Here is a 22,153-nt window from a genome sequence, read left to right on the forward strand (position 1 = left end):
ATATATCCGCAGCCGCCATTATGGGGCTGCAACAATACAGGAGATGTTATGCAGGAATTAATTGCTCAGGTTGAAGAGTTAGGGATTGAAATTAATCACACCACCTCGCTGGTGATTATCTTTGGTATTATTTTTCTGACTGCCCTTATCGTGCATTTTATATTGCACAAACTGGTGCTGCGCGCCTTTGAAAAGCGTGCGCAGGCCAGCAGCCATTTGTGGCTGCAAATCATTACCCAGAATAAGTTATTTCACCGTCTGGCCTTTACCATTCAGGGGATAATCGTCAACGTTCAGGCGGCGCTGTGGTTACAAAAAGGCAGTGAAGCGGCGGAAATACTCACCACCTGCGCGAAGCTGTGGGTGATGGTGTATGCCCTGCTGTCCTTCTTCTCGCTGCTGGACGTGATCTTTAATCTGTCGCAAAAAATGGCGACCGCGTCCCAGCTGCCGCTGAAAGGCATTTTCCAGGGCGTTAAGCTGGTGAGCGCCATTCTGGTCGGGATTTTGATTATCTCCCTGCTGATCGGTCAGTCTCCCGCGATCCTGATTAGTGGCCTGGGTGCCATGGCCGCGGTCCTGATGCTGGTGTTTAAAGACCCGATCCTTGGCCTTGTGGCGGGCATTCAGCTTTCGGCTAACGATATGCTCAAGCTCGGTGACTGGCTGGAGATGCCGAAATATGGCGCTAACGGCACGGTGACGGACATCGGCCTGACCACCGTGAAGGTGCGTAATTTCGATAACACCATCACCACCATTCCGACGTGGGCGCTGGTGTCCGACGCGTTCATCAACTGGAGCGGCATGTCAGCTTCGGGCGGCCGCCGCATTAAGCGCAGCCTGAATATTGATACCACCAGCATTCATTTCCTCGACGAGCAGGAGCAGCAGAAACTGATTCAGGCGAAGCTGCTGAAACCTTATCTGGCCGCGCGTCATGAGGAAATTAACCTGTGGAATCAGCAAAACGGCGAAGGGGAATCGGTATTAAACCTGCGCAAGATGACCAATATCGGCACCTTCCGCGCCTATCTGAATGAATATCTGCGCAACCACCCGCGCATCCGTAAAGATATGACATTGATGGTGCGCCAGCTCGCGCCGGACGCCAACGGTCTGCCCATAGAAATATATGCCTTCACCAATACGGTGGTCTGGGCGGAATATGAAGATATCCAGGCCGATATCTTCGACCATATTTTTGCCGTGGTGGATGAGTTTGGTCTGCGGATCCATCAGTCGCCAACCGGGAACGATATTCGCTCGCTGGCGGTTGTTTCAGCAAACTAATCAGGCACTGGCGCGGGAAATAAAGCGCCAGTCCATCATCACTCTTTCCGTGGGCGCATCGGGGTTGTCGATCTTATTTAATAGCAGATCGACGGCCTTGCGCCCGATATCCCGCGACGGCTGTTCGATGGTGGTAAGCGAGATCATCTCCGCCAGCTCCGTACCGTCAAACCCCACCACTGCAATATCCTCCGGTACCCGCAGCCCTGCCTGCTGAATAGCGCGCAGCGCGCCTGCCGCCAGAGTATCGGAAACCGCGAATACCGCGTCCGGCGGATCCTCCTTCAACAGTTTTTGCATCGCCGCCATCCCGGCGCCGGAACTGAGATCGCTGGCGTATTCAACCGCCTGATAATCGAGATCGCGCAGGTGGATCACGCTCTTGTAGCCGCGCTCGCGCAGGCGGGCATATTTGTAGCTGAGGTCGTGGTTGATCAGCGCAATGCGCGTGCACCCGCGTTCGGCAAGCTGGCTGACGACGTGCTGAGAAGCATCGACGTCGTTAATGCCGACGCAGGACACCGCCCCGGCATCGGCGTATTCCGCGCACTGCACCCACGGCGCGTTGCCGATAAGCGCGGAGAGTTCCGGCAGCTTCGAGAACGCATCCATGGTGATAATCCCGTCGACGATTTTCCCCGTCAGCAGGCTTAACCCCGAGCGGGAGCGTTCGATGTCCGAGCCGGAATTGCAGAGTAAAATGCGGTAGCCGTTCTTTTCGGCCTCTTCTTCGATGCCCTTGACCACCTCGGCACAGAACGGGTTGGCGATGTTCGAAACCATCACCAGAATCATATAGCTGCGGGCGGTGCGCAGCTGGCGCGCCAGCAGGTTCGGCTGGTAGTTGCTCTCCCGGATCGCCTGCAGGACGCGCTCGCGGTTTTTCGCTTTAACCGTGTCGCTGTTGTTCAGCACACGAGAAACCGTCGCCACGGACACCCCGGCCAGTTGAGCGATTTTCTGAATTGACATAGCGACGACACATCCTGCGGTTAGCGTTTTATGCAGGCTATCATAATTTCGCGGCCCGGCGAACCGGGCAGCACGTCATCGTTCCACCCTCACCCAGCGCTGCTGCTGATGGCTTTTTACAATGGCATCAATGATGTACATGACGTCTGCGCCGTCGTGGAAGGTCGCAAACAGCGGCTGCGCGGGCATGCTGCCCGCCTGCACGGCGCGGTAGAACTGCGCCATCATGTTTTTGAAGGCATCCGGCCAGCCCTCGATATGACCGCCGGGGAAGTGGACGCTGTCGGCCACGTCGCGGTTCATCAGACCGGGGTCGTCGGTGAGGATCTGGTTTGCCTGCGCGCGATGCCCCACCCACAGCTGCTGCGGCACCTCCTGATCCCACGCCACCGACATCTCGCTGCCGTTGATTTCCAGCATCAGGCGGTTTTTACGCCCGGCGCTGATCTGCGAGACGCTAAAACTGCCCTTGCTGCCGTCGTCGAAGCGGATCAGCACGGAGCCAAAATCTTCGGTGGTGACCGGTTTGTCCTCATACGCCGCGTGTGGATCGTGGCTGAAGGTCTGATTTCCCGCCACGCTGGCCTTGCGCGTCGGCCAGACGATAGAGAGATCGGCCATCACCTCGGTGATACGCCGCCCGGTCACAAACTGCACGGTGTCACACCAGTGAGAGCCGATGTCCGCCACCGCGCGGGATGCGCCGCCGAGCGCGGCGTCCACCCGCCAGTTGTAGTCGGTTTCCAGCAGCATCCAGTCCTGCAGGTAGCTGCCGTGTGCAGCAAACAGTCGCCCGAGGCTGCCCGCGCGCATCATGCTCGCCGCCTGACGCACCATCGCAAACTGGCGATAGACAAAGCTTACGCCGTGTATTACACCCGCCTGCTCCGCCAGCGCCACCAGCTCGCGCGCCTCGTCCGGCGTCATACACAGCGGTTTTTCGGAAAACAGATGCTTACCTGCGCGTAAAATCTGGCGGTTAATCGCGGCGTGCAGGTGGTTTGGCGTGCAGTTGTGCACCACGTGCAGATCCGGGTGCGCAAGCAGATCCTCCACGCGGCCATAGGCGTGGGGGACGTTAAGCGCGCGCGCCTTTTCCTGCGCCTGCGTGAGCGAGCTGTCGCACAGCGCGACAACCTGCACCACACCGAGACGGCGCAGCGCCTCAATATGGGCCGGGCCGATAAAGCCGCTGCCGATAATACCGACGTTAATCATGGCTGCCTCCTGCGGCGAAATCATCGAACGCCCGCCCGGAAACCGGAATGATATGGCGGCGGATAAACTCGCTGCCTTCGCGGGCACCGGTATCGCCATCCTTCAGGCAGCACTCCCACTCCAGCACCGCCCAGCCGTCGTAGTCGTACTGGGTCAGCTTGCTAAAGATACCCTTAAAGTCGATCTGCCCGTCGCCGAGCGAACGGAAACGCCCGGCGCGATCGATCCACGGCTGGTAGCCGCCGTATACGCCGCTGCGCCCGTTGGGGCGAAACTCCGCATCCTTGACGTGGAACGCTTTGATGCGCGCGTGGTAGATGTCGATAAAGGTCAGGTAATCCATCTGCTGCAACAGCATGTGACTGGGATCGTAGAGAATGTTGCAGCGCGGATGGTTATCAAGCAGCGCCAGGAAACGCTCGAAGGTTACGCCGTCGTGCAGGTCTTCCCCCGGATGCAACTCAAAACAGACGTCCACGCCCTGTTCATCAAAAGCGTCGAGAATGGGCCGCCAGCGGTTTGCCAGTTCCTGAAACGCCGCCTGAAAACGCTGCGCGTTGTGCGGCGGCCACGGATAGAAAAACGGCCAGGCCAGCGAGCCGGAGAACGTCGCGTGCGCCTTTAACCCCAGCCTGGCGGAGGCCACCGCCGCCTGTGTGAGTTTCTCCGTTGCCCAGACCTGGCGCGCCGCGTCGTTACCGCGCACGCTGGCCGGGGCGAAGTGGTCAAACGCGTCGCTGTAAACATCGCTCACCGCAACCAGCTGGCCTTCAAGATGGGTCGACAGCTCGCTTATCACCAGCCCGTGTTCCGCCAGCTTACCGGTAATGTCGTCGCAGTAGGCCTGGCTTTCAGCCGCGTTCTCCACGTCAAAAATGTGCGGATGGTTGCAGGGAATTTGCAGGGCTTTGTAGCCCTTCCCTGCTGCCCAGCTTGCCAGCCCGTCAAGCGAGTTAAACGGCGCGTCCCCGCCGATAAACTGCGACAGAAAAATCCCGGGTCCTTTTATCGTCCTCATACCACCTCCTGAGCCTTACGCCTTGTCATCGTCATACCTGAACGTGAAAAGGAAAATGAGTGCAATCGCCGCGGCAGCCACCGCCGGGATCCACCAGAATGTAACCCACGCCTGCGGCACAGGCTGACCCGCTACCAGACGGTTATACAGCGCGCCGGATATCTGCGAGCCGAGCAGCATCCCGATACCGTAGGTGAACATGACGATCATGCTCTGTGCCTGACCTTTAACCTTTTCGCCCGCCACGCGGTCGGTATAGATAAAGCCCACCACAAAGAAGAAATCGTAGCAGACGCCGTGGAGCAGAATGCCGAGGTAGAGCAGGATGCGCCCCTCTTCACTGACGCCCATCGCGAACATGGCGTAACGCACAAACCACGCCAGCATGCCGATGAGCAGCATGTATTTCACGCCCAGACGGCGGAACAGCAGCGGGATCACCAGCATAAAGAAGATCTCGGACATCTGCCCGAAGGACATGGCGGTGCTGACGTCGGCAATGCCCGCATCTGCGAGATACGAGGCGGTGTAGGCGTAATAGGTACCGAGCGGTACGGAGATCAGCATCGCGCAAACGGAGAAGACCAGGAAGTGGCGCGTTTTGAGCAGCGCAAAGGCGTCCGCGCAGAAAAGATCGCGCACTTTAACCGGCAGGCCTTTCGCTGGCGCGGGCGTGTGCGGCAGCGTCAGGCTGTAAAGCGCCAGCAGCACGGAGCTGGCCGCCGCCACCTGAAAGATGGTGACGCTTGAGGCCACGCCGGTCACGCCGATAAATATCCCCGCCACGATCCAGCCGATGGTGCCAAACACGCGCACCACCGGGAAGGTTTTATCGACGTTCGCCAGGCTGTGAAACGCGATGTTGTTGGTCAGCGCCAGCGTCGGCATGTAGCAGAGCGTATAGCCAAAGAGCAGGCCAATCAGCAATGCGCCGTTTTGTGCAATAAGCGCGCCGGGAACGAACCACAGGATCGCCGCGCCCGCGAGGTGCATCACCGCCATCACCTTCTGCGAGGCAAAGAAGCGATCCACCAGCATGCCAAGTACAAACGGCGAGAGAATGGAGGCGATTGGTCCGGCGGAAAACGCATCGCCAATCAGCAAAGACATGTTGTGCTGGGTCATTACCAGGCCGAGCGTGACCGACCAGCTGCCCCAGATAAAAAACTGCAGAAACATCATCAGCGACAAACGCGGCACCAGCAGCCGGTGCTGCCCTATCGCCTGTCCACGACTTTCGGTTGTTGACACCATGATAAGCCTCACCCAGAGAAAGTAATCGATTACAAAACAGTTCACCTAAAAAGTAATCGATTACAAAATAAAGATCCTGGGGATCGAGACGGATTTGGGAGAGGGGTCACGATAAAGGAAACGCGTTTGCTGGTTAGGTAATGACGTGCAGGCCCGGTAAGCGCAGCGCCACCGGGCAAGGGGTTACGTGTGGTCTGGTGCCCTCACCACAACCCTCTCCCACAGGGAGAGGGAGGCAAACCCCTACTACGTGTAGGCCCGGTAAGCGCAGCGCCACCTGGCAAGGGGTTACGTGCGGTCTGGTGCCCTCACCCCAACCCTCTCCCACAGGGAGAGGGAGAAAACCCTACCACGTGCAGGCCCAGTAAGCGCAGCGCCACCGGGCAAGGGGTTACGTGTGGTCTGGTGCCCTCACCCCAGCCTTCTCCCACAGGGAGAGGGAGAAAACCCTACCACGCGTAGGCCCGGTAAGCGCAGCGCCACCGGGCAAAGGATTACGTGCGGTCTGGTGCCCTCACCCCAGCCTTCTCCCACAGGGAGAGGGAGAAAACCCTACCACGCGTAGGCCCGGTAAGCGCAGCGCCACCGGGCAAAGGATTACGTGCGGTCTGGTGCCCTCACCCCAACCCTCTCCCACAGGGAGAGGGAGAAAACCCTACCACGTGCAGGCCCGGTAAGCGCAGCGCCACCGGGCAAAGGGTTACGTGTGGTCTGGTGCCCTCACCCCAACCCTCTCCCACAGGGAGAGGGAGAAAACCCTACCACGTGCAGGCCCGGTAAGCGCAGCGCCACCGGGCAAGGGATTACGTGCGGTCTGATGCCCTCACCCCAACCCTCTCCCACAGGGAGAGGGAGAAAACCCTACCACGTGTAGGCCCGGTAAGCGCAGCGCCACCGGGCAAGGGCTTACGTGTGGTCTGATGCCCTCACCCCAACCCTCTCCCACAGGGAGAGGGAGAAAACCCTACCACGTGCAGGCCCGGTAAGCGCAGCGCCACCGGGCAAGGGGTTACGTGCGGTCTGGTGCCCTCACCCCAACCCTCTCCCACAGGGAGAGGGAGAAAACCCTACCACGTGCAGGCCCGGTAAGCGCAGCGCCACCGGGCAAGGGGTTAGGTGCGGTCTGATGCCCTCACCCCAACCCTCGCCCACAGGGAGAGGGAGGCAACCCCCTACCACGTGCAGGCCCGGTAAGCGCAGCGCCACCGGGCAAGGGGTTACGTGTGGTCTGGTGCCCTCACCCCAACCCTCGCCCACAGGGAGAGGGGCAACCCCCTACTACGTGTAGGCCCGGTAAGCGCAGCGCTACCGGGCAAGGGGTTACGTGCGGTCTGGTGCCCTCACCCCATCCTTCTCCTACAGGGAGAGGGAGAAAACACGCATCACTTTTTACGTGACAGCTTGAACGCCACAAACAGGAAGACCACCCACACCGGCAGCAGCATGGCGGACAAACGCATGTCGTCGATGGTGCACATCAGCACGAGGATCATCGCCAGGAAGGCGATACAGATGTAGTTCCCCGCCGGGTAGAGCAGCGCCTTAAACTGCGTCTCGCGGCCCTTACGTCGCATTGCCGAACGAAAACGCAGGTGCGCCAGGCAGATCATGATCCAGTTCAGCAGCAGCGTGGCCACCACCAGCGCCATCAGCAGGCCGAACGCCTCTTTCGGCAGCAGGTAGTTGATCAGCACCACCAGCGAGGTGATTGCGCCGGAGAGCAGCAGCGAATTCACCGGCACGCCGCGACGGCTGACGCGAGTCAGGAACTTCGGTGCGTTACCCTGCACGGAGAGGCCAAACAGCATACGGCTGTTGGAATACACGCCGCTGTTATAGACCGACAGGGATGCCACAAGGATCACGAAGTTCAGCGCAGACGCCACCACGTTACTGTTCAGATCGTGGAAAATCATCACGAACGGACTGCTGTCGGATTTCACTTCCACCCATGGATAGAGCGCAAGCAGCACCACCAGCGAGCCGATGTAAAACAGCAGGATACGGTACACCACCTGGTTGACCGCTTTCGGGATGCTTTTATGCGGATCGCGCGCTTCGGCGGCGGTAATACCGATAAGCTCCAGACCGCCGAAGGAGAACATGATCACCGCCAGGGACAGGATCAGCCCCTTCCAGCCCGTCGCCAGGAAGCCGCCGTGCTGCCAGAGGTTGTCGATCGTGGCGCGCTCGCCGCCGTGACCGGAGAACAGCAGCCACAGGCCAAAGCCGATCATACCGATAATCGCCAGCACTTTGATCAGCGCAAACCAGAACTCGGTTTCACCGTACAGGCGCACGTTAACCAGGTTAACCGCATTAATGATGATGAAGAAGGCGGCGGCCCAAATCCACGTCGGGACGTCCGGGAGCCAGTACTGCATATAGATGCCGGCGGCGGTCAGTTCAGCCATGCCTACCAGCACAAACATCACCCAGTAGTTCCAGCCGGAGAGGAACCCCGCGAACGGCCCCCAGTATTTGTAGGCAAAGTGGGCGAACGACCCTGAAACCGGCTCTTCGACAACCATCTCGCCGAGCTGGCGCATGATGAGGAAGGCGATGATCCCGGCGATGGCGTAGCCCAGCAATACCGCAGGACCTGCAATCTGAATGGCGGGACCTATCCCGAGGAACAGCCCGGTGCCGATCGCGCCGCCCAGGGCAATTAACTGAATATGTCGATTTTGCAAACCACGTTGCAGCGTCGGATGCTGATCCGACGAGGCTTCAGGGCTGTCGTTGCCTGAAGCGGATGACGCGTCTTTCACGTCCTACCCCTGTCTCTTTTTTAGAAGGGGCACGTTTTAACACTTCATGCTGGAGGTAGCAAGGGATTGGGGCATCCCTGCCCCGATAACGAGGTGGAACCTAGAACTCGTAGCCTACCGACACCTTAAAGGTGCGCGGTTCGCCCTGAGTGACGTAAGTGCCGGAATCGTCAACGCTGGTCCAGTAATTTTCATTGGTCACGTTGTCGATACCCGCACGAACGGTCATCTGGTTTTCATTGTGGTTAACGGCGAAGCGATAGCGCATGCCGAGATCCAGCGTGGTGTAACTGTCCAGCTTTTTGCTGTTAGCCAGGTCGGCGTACTGCGTGCCGGAGTGGTTCACGCGCGCGGTCGCGGTCAGGCCATCGATAGGCTTGATGTCGTATTCCGCGCCCAGTACGGCATAGAAGTTTGGAATGCCGATCGCATCGTTGCCCTGGTTGAGGCCGTTGTTGGTTTTGGTTAATTCCGCCTGCAGCCAGGTGGCGCTGGCGTTCAGGCGCATCCCCAGCATCGGCTCACCGAAGACGTTCAGCTCGACGCCGCGGTTGCGCTGCTCTGCATCCAGCCCGTAGCGTTTGGTTTCGCTGTCGAGGATCGCCGACGGCATTTTGATTTCGAACAACGCCAGGGAGCCGCCCACGCGGCCAAAGTCGGCCTTCACGCCCACTTCGTTCTGCTTAGAGTGCACGATACCGGTGCTCTGGCCGTAGTTAACAGCGGTGTTGGGCGCGGTTTCGCCCGGCTGCAGCGCTTCGGTGTGGTTGGCGTAAAGAGAGATCTCATCCCAGGGTTTGTAAACAACGCCGTAGGTGGGCATCCAGCGACTGCCATCGAAACTGTCTGCCGCATTTTCCGCCCCGGTGATTTTGTTGTAGCCGCGAATAACCACTTTCTGATGACGCGCTCCGGCGGTGAACAGCAGTTTGTCGTCCAGCACGCCCAGCGTATCGCTCAGCAGCCAGCCCTGTGTGCGGGTGCGCCCGCTGGTCAACGGATCGCTGTATTTCCCGCCAGACCCGTTGAAGTTAGTGCTGTCCGGCGCGTCCACGCCGGTATTGTGATAGATGTTGGTGTACGGATTATCTGCCGCAGCCGACATTTTCCACGCAATTTTCTCGTTTTTGGTCATCGCGGAATACCCGACGTTGACCTTGTGCGACACGAAGCCGGTATCAAAGTTGCCGCGAATGCCCGCCATCCCGCTGACGGAATCGCTGATGCGATTGGTATCGAGCCGGCTGGCCGTGGCCGTGCCGCTCTTGTCCAGCAGCTTCGGCGCGCTGTAAAGCCCTTCTTCATGCGCGTGCTGTGCGCCCAGGCCGGTGTAGGCCGTCCAGCTGTCGGTGATATCGTACTCGCTGCGCCACATGCCGAATTCGTTTTCGATATTGCTGTAGGCCCACTTCTGGGAGAAGTTACGGTCGTTTTTCGGCGGCTCCGGCACGAAATCCACCGCCGAGATGTTGACGCTGGTCGGGCTGCCGTGGAAGGTTTTCTTCTGATATCCCAGATCCAGCGAGGTGCGGAACTGGTCGCCTTTGTAATCCAGCCCGGTCGAGAGCAAGGTGGTGCGGCGGCGATCGTTGGCGACAGGCGTTTCCCCTTCACGGTGAACCAGGTTTACGCGTGCACCAAACTGATCGTTGTCGCCAAAGCGACGGCCTGCGTCCAGAGTTGTCCCTACCTGGGAATCCGAGGTGTAGTCCACGCCGACTTTGGCCTGCGGCGTGTCGCCCGCGTGTTTCGGCTCAAGGTTGATCATCCCTCCGACGCCGGAACTGGCGGCACCGTTCATCAGAGAGTTGGCCCCTTTGAAGATCTCAATCCGGTCAACCATCTGCGCGTCGACAACCTGGCGCGGCAGCACGCCGGAGAGGCCGCCAAAGGTCATGTCATCGCCGTCGAATTTCAGCCCGCGAATACGGAAACTCTCCGCGCTGTTACCGTAACCCTGCACAAACTGCACGCCCGCATCATTAGCGACCACGTCGGCGATAGTTTTCGCCTGCTGGTCTTCCACCAGCTTCGAGGTGTAGCTGATGATGTTGAACGGTACGTCCATGGCGTTCTGCTGGCCGAGCATCCCCATGCGTCCACCATTGGCAACCTGTCCGTCAAGGAAGGCGGGCACCAGCTGGTCGCCGCCGGGCTTAAAATCGCTGGCGGCGGATGACTGGACGACGATGGTGTCCTCTTTTTTGGTATCCGCCGCCAGGGCGGAGTGCGTAGCCGCGCCGATAGCGAGCGCCAGCAGCGTTTTATGCATTGTGGTGTTGTTCATAAATAACTCATCAAAAGTGCGCGCAAGATTGGCCCGTCGCCGGGCCTTAGAATTTAGTTAAGCGAAATGCGAACGACGCTGTCCGGCCCGTTAGTGGAGTGATCTTTATTGAAAGGCTGTTTAACGGTGACGAACAGGGTCTGACCATCGGCCGAGAGCAGCAGGCTGTTCGGATTCGGCGGCAGATCCCACGAATGCTTCACGGCAAAAGTGGTGGCGTCCAGGCTTAGCAGTTTTCCGCTTTCACGCTGAGTGATGTACAGCTCATTGCGTTTGGCGTTGAATTTCACCGCCAGCGAATCGCCCACTTCCAGCTGTTTGATCAGCTCACCGGTGCGGATATTCACCACCAGCGTGGTTTTGGCTTTGGAGTTGTCGGTAACAAACAGACGACCGGTGGCGGTATCTTCCGCCAGGTTCAGCAGCAGCGCAGGCTTGTCGCCCAGCGGTTTCCAGCGTTTTTCGATTTTGTTGCTGCGCGGGTTGATGACGAGGATCTCGCCGCCGCCGTTAGCCGCGTAAATCCGGTCCGTCTGTTCGGACCACAGCAGCCCGGTCACCCACTGTCCGGCGTTTTTGATGGTTTTTTTCAGCTTCAGCGTTTTCGCATCAACCACCCAAATCACGCCCGGATCGCCCACGCCGCCAACGTACAGCGTGCCGTCGTGGAGCATGATTTCGCGCGCGCCGAACGGGAATCCCTCTTTGTTGCGCTCGGTGAACATCAGGCGCTGTTGGATTTTGCCGTCCGCGGTGCTGATGGCGCTAATGCCACCGTCCAGCGAGTTGGTCACGTACAGGGTCTGCCCGTCCGGGGAGATCGTCATCGCAAAGTTTTTCAGATCGGTATGGCTGCGCCCGAGGGTTTTCAGCGTGGCAGGATCAAGCTTATAGATCACGCCACCCTGCACATCCTTGAACCCTTCCGCGCTGGCAACGAACAGCGCATCGCCTTTCGGGTTAAGCACCATCTCGTACAGGCCATCAGCCAGGTCGCGTTTTAACACGCCCGTTTGCGCCGGGGCGGTAACGGTTTTCTCAGGAGCCGGGGCGGGTGTGGCCGCTTTCTGCGCTGCACAGCCGGAAAGAGAAGCAGCGACGAGCAGCGCCAGCGCAGACATTTTTTTGGTCATCAGGAACATCCTTTACCGTTCAAAGATTAGCGGGCGGGGATCTGCGTCGCATGTGGCTGCGATTGGGTGATGTAGGCAGGCTGTAAGGCCAGAGCAGGATCCACCGTTGTACTCAGTGTTCCGTGTGAGGCCTGCTCACTGTTTATGCGGGAAGAGTCCGTCTGCGCCCGCAAACACTAAAGAGAATGAGAACTATACTCATTATACTTTTATGATCAAGTGTAAATCTGCGTAACGGCTTCAATTAAAAGGAATGCCGGGATGAGAGAATCCCCCTCAGTTTTTGGTGCAGTAAAACACCGGGGAACTCCCAAAACGAAAAAGATAGCTGGAGGCGTTCATCGGAATAATTTCCAGACTAAGGCCACGATCGCGGTGATGGAAGAAGTCGGGGATATAATGACGATAGGCTTCGTCTTTTTTCGGTAATTCATTCGTATCGCTGGAGATCAGAATAACGCGTTCATCTTCACGCCAGAAACGGAAAGCCACTTTATTACTGACGGTTATCGGAGACTGCCCTGCCTGACGGTATTCTCCCGTGGAATCATAATCGCCCGTGCCATTATGAAAAGAAAACGTCATCACGGTGTCTATCCATGCGCTGTTTTCCACGATAATTAAGTTCCCCTCACAGGAAAAATTATTCTGCTGATAATGCAGGTAGCCTGCATACAGCAGCGGGGCAACAATCGCCAGCATAATGGCCAACCAGCGCGCGGTGAGGTTAGTCATTTTCATAATATTGCTCCCGGTACAATATCGATTCACACTGCGCCCCTGCCGCCTCAGCCATTTTATCGCAGACAATTACCGACGTGCCCTGCTGATAATGATTGAGTGTGATATAAACCCGCCCTCCGGCGCTGCACTGAACCGGGTAGCGCTTAACCAGCGAGGTGAATTTATTCTGGCTTTGCATTTTGTCATGCAGGGAGGAATAAACGTCACACCCCTCGACGTTGCCGATAAAATGATAGTCTGCAAACGGTGCATCACCCGGTTTTAATTGCTGATAAAGAACGAAACAGCTGACCAGAAAAAGAAGGGCAGCAATGCCGTAGGCTATTTTGGATGAAAACAGGCTTTTGCGCGGGCGTACAACGGGCGCGGGTAAATACGCCTTTTCTTCCTCAGGCTGGCCGTCTTTCGGGGCTGTTGCAACAGGCAAAATAAACTCTTCGAGCGTACCGGACTGCAGAGCTGCAACTGCCTTAAATCCCTCCTTTGGCACGGTCTGGACGATATTTTCTGCCAGGCCCACGGATTTAAGCGCCTTGCGGATGGAGGCAATCGTCTGGTAGAGCGCATTGGTGGTGACAATCGCCCCCTGCTTTTCCCACACCGCCGAAAACAGATAACGCTGGGTCAGGACCTCGCCGTTGTGTTCCAGCAGCAGGAGCAGGCACTCGCTGACCGGGCCGTGCAGCAGCACCGCGCGATCGAGGTAGCCGTCACGCGGGCACAGCCGACGTTTGTCTGGCTCAAACAGCACCGAGTCATTGATCAGAAAAACTGGCCTCATGGCGACCCCGCAACGGGTAAAAAAACGCGCGATACATTCATAAGAATTATGATGCCCTTTCCGTTAGAACAGTCTGATTCAGATTTTAGTTGTTACTTATCAATCAACTGCATTTTATAAAGCGCGGCCATTCCACTTTCCAGCGCACCGGGGCCCCTCTCCTGAATCAGTATAAATCATTTAACTTCACTCCTGTTTTTTGCCGCGAAAACGTAATGTCAGGGTCATGGCATAAAACCTGTCGCAGCGGGCTTTTACACCAGGCCATGACAGAGAAATATGCTATGTATAAGTCAAAATATGCATTTAAATCTTGAGGTGTCGATCGGATATGCAATTTCAGACCAAAACAACGCCGAAAAGCCACTAGACAGAGCATTATTCCAAAAATACGACTTATCTCGACAAAGACTCTATGACAGAGGGGCTTCCCGTCGGTTTTACATAGCGCATAGGGTTGTGTATTGGAAAGCATTCATAGCAGCCATATAATCCTCCACACAAACGGTATGGATATTTTCGACGCTTATATGTAGGTGTGCGTGCTCGTCTTTATTTAATACAGGTACATGATATGGGCTATCGTCTATACGGATTTATGATTGGTGATGAAATTCATTTCGACATTGCTAATCGCAGGCTATACCGGCTTACGGGCAGTCATACCGAGAAAAGCATCGCTTTCGCGTCAATCTATTTTAACGAAACGATGTTAAGGCTGTTTCTTTATCTGCTGCAAAATGGCAGAACGAAACCGGTCAGCAAAGAAGAACTTTTTGAAGAGGTCTGGGAGGCGCATAATCTCAGCCCCTCCACACAGCGATTATGGCAGGTTCTGCACAATCTCAATAATAAGCTACGCATGCTTGGACTGCCCGACGATTTTATTCGCAATATTAAAGGGCGTGGTTACATCGTTAATTACCCTGATGTAATCCCCGTTTATTACAGAATGAGCGAACTCCCGGCTCACTCTGTTAAAAAAGAGGAGAAGACAGATACCCTGAATGAGTGATGTCACTTCAGGTGTTTGCCCTGAACACGCAAGTGTGAGGGGCATTTTTTTATGTTACTTCCTCATAATTATAAATTACCCCCATTAATGCTGGTGACGATAGCACTGTTGCTCGGTTATAGCCGACGCTGGAAAAAACATATGAAGATATTAAATAGCTTTATTAATTTAAAAGTCAGTAAAAAATTATTCTTCGGATTCTCCGCTGTCCTGTTGATCACAGCAGCCATTCTGACCACCGGATTATTTGGTCTGTTTAACGTTCAGGACAAGGTAGAAAAAAACGGGCATACCACCGATCTCTTTAACGCCCTGTCGGCCGTGCGCCTCAACCGGACCAGCTATCAATATACGCTGGATCAAAAATATCTCGACCAGACCAACGCCGCCGCGCAGAGCATGCAGGCGACGGTTGCTCAGCTGGAGAAGTACGACTGGACGGCCGACGGCCAATCAACCGTTGATAACACTGCCAACGCCGTAAACAGCTACGTTGAGACGCTGTCCCTGTTTACGAAAGCGCTGGTTGAAAAGAAGGCGAGCGAGGCGAAGCTCAACACCCAGAGCCTGTGCGACAACGCCGGGCTTGCTACTGCCCTGAGCCGCAACGGTAGCCTGCCTGCGCAGCAGGCGCTGACGGCCGCTCAGGTGGCCTTCACCATGAGCGATATCGATTCGCAGGTGACGCTGTTCAAACAGCATCCGAGTGATGCGTTAAAGCAGAAAATCGTTTCACGCCTGCAAAGCGCTAAAAACGACGCTGAGCAGCTGGTGCCGTTCGTGCCTGAAGCGCAGAAGGGCTGGTTACTCGCCAGTCTTTCGGATACGAAGCGTATCGGTGGCGAACTGGATCACTATGAAGGCGTCTGGTCGAATCAATCTACATTATCGGATGACCTGAGCCTGAAGGCCGCAACATTAACGCAGGCTATTCAGACGATGTTCACCCGCCAGCAGCAGAAAGTGTTTGATACCGTTGATCATATCCAGATGCAGATGGTTCTGGTCGCGGCCATTGGGATCGCGCTAGGTATGCTGTTGGCTCTCGCCATTACCCGCTCGATTACGCGTCCGCTGAACGAAACCCTGCGCGTGGCAGAGCAGATTGCCAAAGGCGACCTGACCAGCACCCTGACCAGCACGCGTCGTGACGAACCGGGCCTGTTAATGCAGGCGGTTGATACCATGAACACCAACCTGAAAAACATCATTAACGACGTTCGGGATGGGGTGGATAGCGTGGCGCGTTCTTCGTCGGAAATTGCGGCCGGCAATATGGATCTTTCGGCGCGCACCGAGCAACAATCCGCGGCCGTGGTGGAAACCGCCGCCAGCATGGAGGAGTTGACCTCCACCGTCGCGCTTAACGCGGAAAATGCCAACCATGCGCGGCTGCTGGCAGAGGAAGCTTCACAAAATGCGACCGAAGGCAGCGCCATCTCACAAAAGGTGATCGACACCATGAAAAACGTGCGCAGCAGTTCGCACCGTATTTCAGAGATTACCACCGTGATTAACAGCATCGCTTTCCAGACCAACATCCTGGCGCTGAATGCCGCAGTGGAAGCCGCTCGCGCGGGCGATCAGGGCAAAGGCTTTGCGGTGGTGGCAGCCGAAGTGCGTACGCTCGCCCAGCGCAGCGCGCAGTCCGCCAAAGAGATTGAAAACCTGATCCACGAGTCCGTGGTGCACGTCGATACCGGCTTTAACCTGGTAGAAAGCGCGGGCGATGCCATGTCGCGCATTGAGACCTCCGTGGCGCAGGTGCGCGACATCATGAGCGAAATCGCCGCCGCCACCGATGAGCAAAGCCGCGGTATTTCGCAGATTGCACAGGCCATGGCGGAGATGGACACCACCACGCAGCAGAACGCTGCATTGGTGGAAGAGTCCTCTGCGGCGGCAAGTTCGCTGGAAGACCAGGCCGTACAGCTGGAGAAAGTGGTGTCGATTTTCCGCGTCTCGAAAGATAACGCCGGGCGTGCGGAAAAACGCCGGGTAAATGGCGCCAGCACCGCCACGGCGACCACGATGAAACGTCCCGCTGCCAGCGACCAGGACGACTGGGTCAAATTCTGATAACTCCCGCGCGGTTGCCCTGAGGGTGACCGCGCATTGAAGGCCACCATGACTACCGTAACTAAATCACCCTCTACCCTGCTCTCCGGGGTCAGCACGCTGCTGGCCCGTCTTTTTCCTCCGGCGCCCGAAAAAGCGCTGAGCGTCGCCATTCATCAGCGCCAGATCGTTCCGGTTTATCAGCCTTTCTTCGACAGCCAGACGGGCAACATCGCGGGCGTGGAAGTGCTGGCCCGCTGGCGGCACCCGCTGTACGGCAACGTTGCGCCGGACATTTTTATCCCGCTGGCGGAGGAGCATGATCTGATTGCACCCCTGACCCATTATCTGATCCAGCAGGTCATTGCCGAGCTTCGCCAGCCGATCCCTCTCTTCCCTGAGGGGCTTTACATCAGCCTTAATCTCAGCCCGCATAACTGCCTCGACCCGCATTTCAAAACGGATTCGCTCGATCTGTTAAATGCCCTCGCCGCCAGCCAGGTGCAGGTGGTGGTTGAGATCACCGAAAGGCATCCGCTGCATTTCACCCCGCAGCTAAGCGAGTGGTTTGCCACGCTGCGTCAGTCCCGTATCGCCATCGCGCTGGATGACTTCGGCACGGGCTATTCGAACCTGTCATACATCCACGCCCTGCAACCGGAATTCATCAAGATCGACAAACTGTTCGTCGGTCAGATCCGCGAGAACGGCGACACCCGCCTTCTGGATAGCCTCATCAATCTGGCTAAAAATATGGATCTGCGGATCATTGCAGAAGGGGTGGAGACGCAGGCTCAGGCCGATTATCTGCGCGTAAAAAACTGTGATTACCTGCAAGGCTATTACTTCTGCAAACCGGTGCAAATTGATGAGCTGGTGAGTTTGGTCAGCCGGGCATGACACATCTATTACACAGAGAATGCACAGCCATGCCGCCGGGCATAGCTGCGGTTTTTCCACATCACATCACCGGGCAACCGTCATCGTTGAATGCGCGATTTATAAAGAACAATACCCGGCCCAGCACCTCAACCTCTTCCAGGGCGACGCCTTCTATAGCTTCGCCGTCGCCGGTGATGAGAGCTTGACTCATAAGCCTGGCGAACTGGGTCCGGCCTTCACATAAAATGAGCAGCACATCGCCGGGCACACTTTTAGCTGTCAGCTCAATGACGGCAAAGCCAACATCAGTTTCGAGAACCCTACTCTCAGCATCCATATTGCAGATCACTTCTGGCGATAGCTAGCGCTCAACATAACCGTTCGCGGATGATGCAAATCCCATTACTGAACCCTTATGTTGCGTAGGATCCAATAGCGGTTATCGCTTCCGTCGGTGGTTTGTCGGCGAAATCTTCTTGATAGCGCTCTATCCATGCGTACTCATCTTAGCGCGTGTAGTGCCAGTTGAACTCCCGCAACCTCTCAACGAAGCTGTCTGTGCTCAGTTAGCGGTAACCCTTGGGGTTGAACTGTATGGCCGCCACGAAGGCAGCGTGGATGTCTGCTGTGCGTGGCATGATTACCTCACGAAATTACTGTATTCATAGACAGTTTCGCTAAATATGAGAGTCGATCAAGCTTCATAGTGGTGCTACACTTCCTACCTTTCAGAATTAACTGATTTCTATAATGTTAAAGATATTTACTCGCTATGTTTCGGTGGGGGTGATTAATACAGCCCTACATTGGTTGTGTTTCGGTGCACTCATGCATTTTTTCGGGGCTACGCAGGCCGTTGCAAACGTAATTGCGTTTTGCATTGCTGTGACGTTCAGTTTTTTTGCAAATGCTACGTGGACATTCAATTCTCAGGCTACATCTGGGCGCTATGTCGCATTCGTATTTTTCATGGGCATTATGGCCGCTCTAACCGGATGCGTTGCAGATTTGATTGGTGCCCCACCAGTTGTAACTCTCATAGTTTTCTCGGCATTTAGTCTTGTTGCCGGATTTATATACTCAAAATTCATTGTCTTTAGGGATGCGAAATGAAAATTTCTCTGGTCGTTCCGGTTTTTAATGAAGAGGAAGCAATTCCTATCTTCTATAAGACCGTGCGGGAATTTGAAGAGCTACAACAGCATGAAGTAGAGATAGTCTTTATCAACGATGGCAGTAAAGACGCTACAGAATCAATCATAAACGCGCTTGCTGTGGCCGACCCGCACGTCATTCCTCTTTCATTTACCCGCAATTTCGGTAAAGAGCCTGCGCTATTCGCTGGCCTAGACCATGCAACCGGTGAGGCAATCATTCCGATTGACGTTGACCTGCAGGACCCTATCGAAGTCATTCCTCATCTCATCGAAAGGTGGCAGGCCGGTGCGGACATGGTTCTGGCTAAGCGCTCCGATCGCTCTACAGATGGCCGCCTCAAACGCAAAACAGCTGAGTGGTTCTATAAGCTACACAACAAAATCAGCAATCCGAAGATTGAGGAAAACGTCGGCGACTTCCGCCTAATGTCTCGCGAAATTGTTGAAAACATCAAGCTAATGCCTGAACGCAACCTTTTCATGAAAGGCGTTTTGAGTTGGGTTGGTGGTCGCACTGATGTTGTTGAGTATGCTCGCGCAGAGCGTGTCGCTGGTGATTCTAAATTTAATGGCTGGAAGCTATGGAATCTTGCACTTGAAGGTATCACAAGCTTCTCAACATTCCCGCTGCGCATGTGGACGTATATTGGCTTGTTCGTTGCTGGCCTGGCCTTCATCTATGGCGCATGGATGATCGTCGACACGTTAGCGTTCGGCAATCCGGTTCGTGGCTATCCATCAATGCTGGTTTCAATACTTTTCCTTGGCGGAGTTCAGTTGATAGGTATAGGTGTGCTTGGGGAGTATATCGGCAGGATTTATGTTGAAGTTAAGGGAAGACCTCGTTACATCATCAAAAACGATCTCAAGGATAATCGGAAGGAAGATAAATGATTAGTCAGGCTTTGGAAAAAGAAACTCATTTAAAGTGGGTGTTATTCACTTTTGTTTTCGCTGTAGTGGCTGTGTTTTTTACTGCTATCCATCCGGTGACAATTATCTCTGGTGATGAGTGGATCAATCTTTCTTCCGGAAGGCAGGCGTATCCACAGTGGGGAGGTTTTAATCCAATTAAGGTTGTGCCTGAGGTGGCTTTCCCACTCTTTGGTAACATTGCCTCATCGGTCGTAATGCCACTTGGATTTACTTTCCTTGAAGCTATCGCCTATTTGACAGCGGTTTTAGTTGCGATTCTTGTTGTGGCGTTTCTTTATCAATTCTATGTTTTGATGAGAGAAACCGCAGGGTTGTCAACATACACTAGCTCAGTCATGGTTATCTTATACCTACTGTGCATGTTTGGCCTGTTCAGGACTCTCAATAATAACAACAGTCCATACCTTTTATGGGAGCAAAATCTTACTTGTTATTATCACTATATTGTTCCAGCCCTCATAAACGGCACGCTGGCACTTTACGTTTTAAGAATGTCGGCAACATTAAAGCCCTTCTTTTACGAAAGAGCGATCTTTTCTGGCATGCTGATATTCGCCATTTACCTATGTGTATTTTCGAACATTTTTGCCAGTGTTGTGCTTGCAGTAATGTGCGGTGTGGTACTTCTTCTGAACCTCATTAGCAACAGATTTAAAATTGTTGAGACGATTAAGGCTTACCCTTTCCACTGCATCACTTTGGCGATGTGGGTTATTTCCGCTATATTTGAAATGAACGGGGGAAGAGCAGATCGCATGGCAAAAGATCATCTGGATATTTCAGGTACAGTCAATGCATTTTACTCACTGCTTAAATTAACAGATCGCACCTTCTTCGTTGTGCTGGCTGTTGGATTGGTTTGCGGCGTGGTGTTCTTGCTAAGAAGAAAATCAGATGAGACAACTGAAGGTAAAAGATACGCTTTCTGGGTATCAGTGATTTCTGGAGCCATTACCACATTAGCCCTTATTCTGGTATGCGCAAAGGCTAGCGCTAACTATGCGACTCGACCTGTAGCAATGTGGGGTTCGTTCATGTACCTGATAGTAGCAGCTAGCATTGGACTTGGTTACTTCATTGAGCGCTTTAAGACCGTTCAATATATTGCCCCAATAGTTTTACTTTGCTTGGTTAACAAGGCTACAGACCAATCTCATTCTTTGCGAGAGTCTCACAACGGAAACGTTCCTTTCTCAGTAGCAAATGCGGTCGGACAAGACATGATAGATCAGGTTCAGAGAGCTGTTGAAAGCAACCAGAGGACTATTACATTGCATGTTCCTAAGGGTGACAATAACGATAACTGGCCTTTCCCGGTCACAAGAGGAAAGGCCATATCAGAAACTCTTAAATCAAATGGATTGATACCACGTAACATTGAGATAAAAATCCAGCCAGATAGAGAAATGAATTCCAAATATGGGATGCCAATTTAAATTACTGCGCCCCTAATGGGGCGCATTAACTATGACTTGATATTAAGTGACTCCACGTTTCCTGTGCCACCTGATATGTTGACCGCTGTTGCTCCTGTTGTAGATCGCGCCTCATTCATATGTGCCATATTGAATGAACCAGCACCAAGAACGATAGCGTAAAGCATTGTTGTTCCTGTTGCGCTATTGCCTATTGCCTGACACCTATTACTGCTTGATATGTTGATTCCATTGTATGTCCCGGAAGTACCAAATCCAGCATCAGTAATGGTATTCCCCATTAGCTTTATGCTTTCGCATGTTGCTACTGAAATTCCATGGCCGTTAACTCTTCTTACTGTGTTTTGGCTACATGTTCCCTGTTGCACATTTTCAAGAACAATACCAAGGCCACCTGAACCATTCCCATCTACAATATTATTGACAATATTTGTATTGTAGTTGGCGCTTGATGTACCAGCCATAATAACCCATATGCCGTAATTGAGAGAACCAAGAATTGAGTTGTTAGATATAATAACATCAGAGAACGTCTGTCCAGTAAAAGGATTTGATGATGGGTTATAATATCTTACACTTTGTTGGCAACCCTCTATATTATTATGTGAGATAATAATCCTTCCGCAAGATCTATCACCGATGAATACAGCATCTTTGCAGCCTGCGATCTGATTATTTGTTATAAGAAGTCCAAAGCAGTTTTGATGGTCTATCCCATTATCAACAAAGTTTATTACAATATTACCAGTAGTTGTAAGATGAAATTGAGCTGCCGCAGAGATGCCCTGGCTATCACTTTAAAATAATTTGTCAATATAACGCCAAGAATCAATGCATTTAAAAACCACAAGTGGAAAAATGTTCCGCCGTGAAGAGTGTCGTTAGATACGACCTTCCCAATGGTCCTCCATGTATCGCCCTGCATCATTCTGTATAAAATAGGGATATATAATATTGATGACCAGAAAAGAATACTAACGAGCTTATTAAGCTTTTTCCCAATATCATCGTGCGTAGAGGCACCCATCAGGTAACCAGAGGCAAGAAAGAAGAAAGGTAGCACCCATCTTGAAGATGCGCGGAATAACTCACCAAAAGGCTGTGGCATTTCTGTGAAATTACCCACGTGGACCACTATGATAAAGAAACAGGCAAGAAGTTTCGCTGCATCCAATGCATTATTGCGCATTTTATGATC

General features: G+C 54.3%; 19 protein-coding genes and 1 pseudogene. 7 read left to right on the forward strand and 13 right to left on the reverse strand.

Going from position 1 to position 22,153, the window contains the following annotated elements; all coding sequences use genetic code 11:
* Nucleotides 1-48: 48 nt before the first annotated feature.
* Nucleotides 49-1,293 (forward strand): mechanosensitive ion channel family protein, encoded by a 1,245-nt coding sequence (locus I6L58_RS06715; RefSeq protein WP_006177013.1) that lies wholly within the window; start codon nucleotides 49-51, stop codon nucleotides 1,291-1,293.
* On the opposite strand, the gene I6L58_RS06720 is transcribed toward I6L58_RS06715, so the two are convergent.
* The 9 genes from I6L58_RS06720 to I6L58_RS06760 all read right to left on the reverse strand — a co-directional run bounded on the left by I6L58_RS06720 (nucleotide 1,294) and on the right by I6L58_RS06760 (nucleotide 13,471).
* Nucleotides 1,294-2,265 (reverse strand): LacI family DNA-binding transcriptional regulator, encoded by a 972-nt coding sequence (locus I6L58_RS06720; RefSeq protein WP_006177011.1) that lies wholly within the window; start codon nucleotides 2,263-2,265, stop codon nucleotides 1,294-1,296. It lies immediately after the preceding gene.
* Between the two features lie 75 nt (nucleotides 2,266-2,340).
* The gene (locus I6L58_RS06725; protein ID WP_088207753.1) at nucleotides 2,341-3,483 is read right to left on the reverse strand and encodes a Gfo/Idh/MocA family protein; all 1,143 of its coding nucleotides are present in this window, start codon (nucleotides 3,481-3,483) and stop codon (nucleotides 2,341-2,343) included.
* Nucleotides 3,476-4,501, reverse strand: a complete 1,026-nt coding sequence (locus I6L58_RS06730; RefSeq protein ID WP_088207754.1) for a sugar phosphate isomerase/epimerase family protein — start codon at nucleotides 4,499-4,501, stop codon at nucleotides 3,476-3,478. Before I6L58_RS06730 ends, I6L58_RS06725 begins: the two co-directional genes overlap by 8 nt.
* Nucleotides 4,502-4,516: 15 nt before the next feature.
* On the reverse strand, nucleotides 4,517-5,755 hold the full coding sequence (locus I6L58_RS06735; protein WP_042321419.1) for an MFS transporter: 1,239 nt from the start codon (nucleotides 5,753-5,755) through the stop codon (nucleotides 4,517-4,519).
* Nucleotides 5,756-7,137: 1,382 nt separating this feature from the next.
* Nucleotides 7,138-8,526, reverse strand: coding sequence for a phenylalanine transporter (gene pheP / locus I6L58_RS06740; protein ID WP_006177004.1), 1,389 nt, complete (start codon nucleotides 8,524-8,526; stop codon nucleotides 7,138-7,140).
* A gap of 100 nt (nucleotides 8,527-8,626) precedes the next feature.
* On the reverse strand, nucleotides 8,627-10,813 hold the full coding sequence (locus I6L58_RS06745) for a TonB-dependent receptor (protein ID WP_088207755.1): 2,187 nt from the start codon (nucleotides 10,811-10,813) through the stop codon (nucleotides 8,627-8,629).
* 53 nt (nucleotides 10,814-10,866) lie between these two features.
* Nucleotides 10,867-11,946, reverse strand: coding sequence for a YncE family protein (locus I6L58_RS06750; protein ID WP_088207756.1), 1,080 nt, complete (start codon nucleotides 11,944-11,946; stop codon nucleotides 10,867-10,869).
* A 276-nt stretch (nucleotides 11,947-12,222) separates the two neighbouring features.
* Nucleotides 12,223-12,687 (reverse strand): hypothetical protein, encoded by a 465-nt coding sequence (locus I6L58_RS06755; RefSeq protein WP_088207757.1) that lies wholly within the window; start codon nucleotides 12,685-12,687, stop codon nucleotides 12,223-12,225.
* Nucleotides 12,674-13,471: a winged helix-turn-helix domain-containing protein gene (locus I6L58_RS06760; protein ID WP_088207758.1), complete on the reverse strand. Its 798-nt coding sequence runs from the start codon at nucleotides 13,469-13,471 to the stop codon at nucleotides 12,674-12,676. Before I6L58_RS06760 ends, I6L58_RS06755 begins: the two co-directional genes overlap by 14 nt.
* A gap of 574 nt (nucleotides 13,472-14,045) precedes the next feature.
* Between I6L58_RS06760 and I6L58_RS06765 the strand changes: the two genes are divergently transcribed.
* The 3 genes from I6L58_RS06765 (at nucleotide 14,046) to I6L58_RS06775 (ending at nucleotide 17,444) form a co-directional block, all read left to right on the forward strand.
* Entirely contained in the window at nucleotides 14,046-14,486 is a 441-nt protein-coding gene (locus tag I6L58_RS06765; RefSeq protein WP_006176999.1) for a winged helix-turn-helix domain-containing protein, read from the forward strand.
* 141 nt (nucleotides 14,487-14,627) lie between these two features.
* Nucleotides 14,628-16,565: a methyl-accepting chemotaxis protein gene (locus I6L58_RS06770; protein ID WP_254082147.1), complete on the forward strand. Its 1,938-nt coding sequence runs from the start codon at nucleotides 14,628-14,630 to the stop codon at nucleotides 16,563-16,565.
* 48 nt (nucleotides 16,566-16,613) lie between these two features.
* The gene (locus I6L58_RS06775; protein WP_088207760.1) at nucleotides 16,614-17,444 is read left to right on the forward strand and encodes an EAL domain-containing protein; all 831 of its coding nucleotides are present in this window, start codon (nucleotides 16,614-16,616) and stop codon (nucleotides 17,442-17,444) included.
* Between the two features lie 61 nt (nucleotides 17,445-17,505).
* Here I6L58_RS06775 and I6L58_RS06780 read toward each other — a convergent pair whose 3' ends face one another.
* On the reverse strand, nucleotides 17,506-17,763 hold the full coding sequence (locus I6L58_RS06780; RefSeq protein ID WP_302054646.1) for a hypothetical protein: 258 nt from the start codon (nucleotides 17,761-17,763) through the stop codon (nucleotides 17,506-17,508).
* Nucleotides 17,764-17,828: 65 nt separating this feature from the next.
* Nucleotides 17,829-18,064: pseudogene (locus I6L58_RS22890) on the reverse strand (hypothetical protein).
* Nucleotides 18,065-18,176: 112 nt separating this feature from the next.
* On the opposite strand from I6L58_RS22890, the gene I6L58_RS06785 reads away from it, so the two are divergent.
* Genes I6L58_RS06785 through I6L58_RS06795 form a run of 3 tightly spaced genes read left to right on the forward strand, consistent with a single transcriptional unit; the run spans nucleotide 18,177 to nucleotide 20,955 of the window.
* Complete coding sequence (locus I6L58_RS06785) at nucleotides 18,177-18,539, forward strand: GtrA family protein (protein WP_088207761.1); 363 nt, start codon at nucleotides 18,177-18,179, stop codon at nucleotides 18,537-18,539.
* A complete protein-coding gene (locus tag I6L58_RS06790; protein ID WP_088207762.1) occupies nucleotides 18,536-19,477 on the forward strand; it encodes a glycosyltransferase family 2 protein in 942 nt (313 codons plus the stop codon). The genes I6L58_RS06785 and I6L58_RS06790 overlap by 4 nt, the downstream gene beginning before the upstream one ends.
* Nucleotides 19,474-20,955, forward strand: coding sequence for a hypothetical protein (locus I6L58_RS06795; RefSeq protein ID WP_088207763.1), 1,482 nt, complete (start codon nucleotides 19,474-19,476; stop codon nucleotides 20,953-20,955). The genes I6L58_RS06790 and I6L58_RS06795 overlap by 4 nt, the downstream gene beginning before the upstream one ends.
* Nucleotides 20,956-20,984: 29 nt before the next feature.
* Here the strand turns inward: I6L58_RS06795 and I6L58_RS06800 are convergent, their stop codons facing one another.
* Both I6L58_RS06800 and I6L58_RS06805 read right to left on the reverse strand, forming a co-directional pair.
* On the reverse strand, nucleotides 20,985-21,737 hold the full coding sequence (locus tag I6L58_RS06800) for a right-handed parallel beta-helix repeat-containing protein (RefSeq protein ID WP_140418796.1): 753 nt from the start codon (nucleotides 21,735-21,737) through the stop codon (nucleotides 20,985-20,987).
* The gene (locus I6L58_RS06805) at nucleotides 21,689-22,144 is read right to left on the reverse strand and encodes an acyltransferase family protein (RefSeq protein WP_088207764.1); all 456 of its coding nucleotides are present in this window, start codon (nucleotides 22,142-22,144) and stop codon (nucleotides 21,689-21,691) included. Before I6L58_RS06805 ends, I6L58_RS06800 begins: the two co-directional genes overlap by 49 nt.
* Between the last annotated feature and the right edge of the window lie 9 nt (nucleotides 22,145-22,153).

Origin of the sequence: Enterobacter cancerogenus (assembly GCF_019047785.1) — a bacterium.
In the GTDB taxonomy this organism is placed as follows: domain Bacteria; phylum Pseudomonadota; class Gammaproteobacteria; order Enterobacterales; family Enterobacteriaceae; genus Enterobacter; species Enterobacter cancerogenus.

Coding starts and splice junctions, on each gene's coding strand:
- I6L58_RS06715 (WP_006177013.1), top strand. CDS start 49: ATGCAGGAATTAATTGCTCAGGTTGAAGAGTTAGGGATTGAAATTAAT.
- I6L58_RS06720 (WP_006177011.1), bottom strand. CDS start 2,265: ATGTCAATTCAGAAAATCGCTCAACTGGCCGGGGTGTCCGTGGCGACG.
- I6L58_RS06725 (WP_088207753.1), bottom strand. CDS start 3,483: ATGATTAACGTCGGTATTATCGGCAGCGGCTTTATCGGCCCGGCCCAT.
- I6L58_RS06730 (WP_088207754.1), bottom strand. CDS start 4,501: ATGAGGACGATAAAAGGACCCGGGATTTTTCTGTCGCAGTTTATCGGC.
- I6L58_RS06735 (WP_042321419.1), bottom strand. CDS start 5,755: ATGGTGTCAACAACCGAAAGTCGTGGACAGGCGATAGGGCAGCACCGG.
- I6L58_RS06745 (WP_088207755.1), bottom strand. CDS start 10,813: ATGAACAACACCACAATGCATAAAACGCTGCTGGCGCTCGCTATCGGC.
- I6L58_RS06750 (WP_088207756.1), bottom strand. CDS start 11,946: ATGACCAAAAAAATGTCTGCGCTGGCGCTGCTCGTCGCTGCTTCTCTT.
- I6L58_RS06755 (WP_088207757.1), bottom strand. CDS start 12,687: ATGAAAATGACTAACCTCACCGCGCGCTGGTTGGCCATTATGCTGGCG.
- I6L58_RS06760 (WP_088207758.1), bottom strand. CDS start 13,471: ATGAGGCCAGTTTTTCTGATCAATGACTCGGTGCTGTTTGAGCCAGAC.
- I6L58_RS06765 (WP_006176999.1), top strand. CDS start 14,046: ATGGGCTATCGTCTATACGGATTTATGATTGGTGATGAAATTCATTTC.
- I6L58_RS06770 (WP_254082147.1), top strand. CDS start 14,628: ATGAAGATATTAAATAGCTTTATTAATTTAAAAGTCAGTAAAAAATTA.
- I6L58_RS06775 (WP_088207760.1), top strand. CDS start 16,614: ATGACTACCGTAACTAAATCACCCTCTACCCTGCTCTCCGGGGTCAGC.
- I6L58_RS06780 (WP_302054646.1), bottom strand. CDS start 17,763: ATGGATGCTGAGAGTAGGGTTCTCGAAACTGATGTTGGCTTTGCCGTC.
- I6L58_RS06785 (WP_088207761.1), top strand. CDS start 18,177: ATGTTAAAGATATTTACTCGCTATGTTTCGGTGGGGGTGATTAATACA.
- I6L58_RS06790 (WP_088207762.1), top strand. CDS start 18,536: ATGAAAATTTCTCTGGTCGTTCCGGTTTTTAATGAAGAGGAAGCAATT.
- I6L58_RS06795 (WP_088207763.1), top strand. CDS start 19,474: ATGATTAGTCAGGCTTTGGAAAAAGAAACTCATTTAAAGTGGGTGTTA.
- I6L58_RS06805 (WP_088207764.1), bottom strand. CDS start 22,144: ATGCGCAATAATGCATTGGATGCAGCGAAACTTCTTGCCTGTTTCTTT.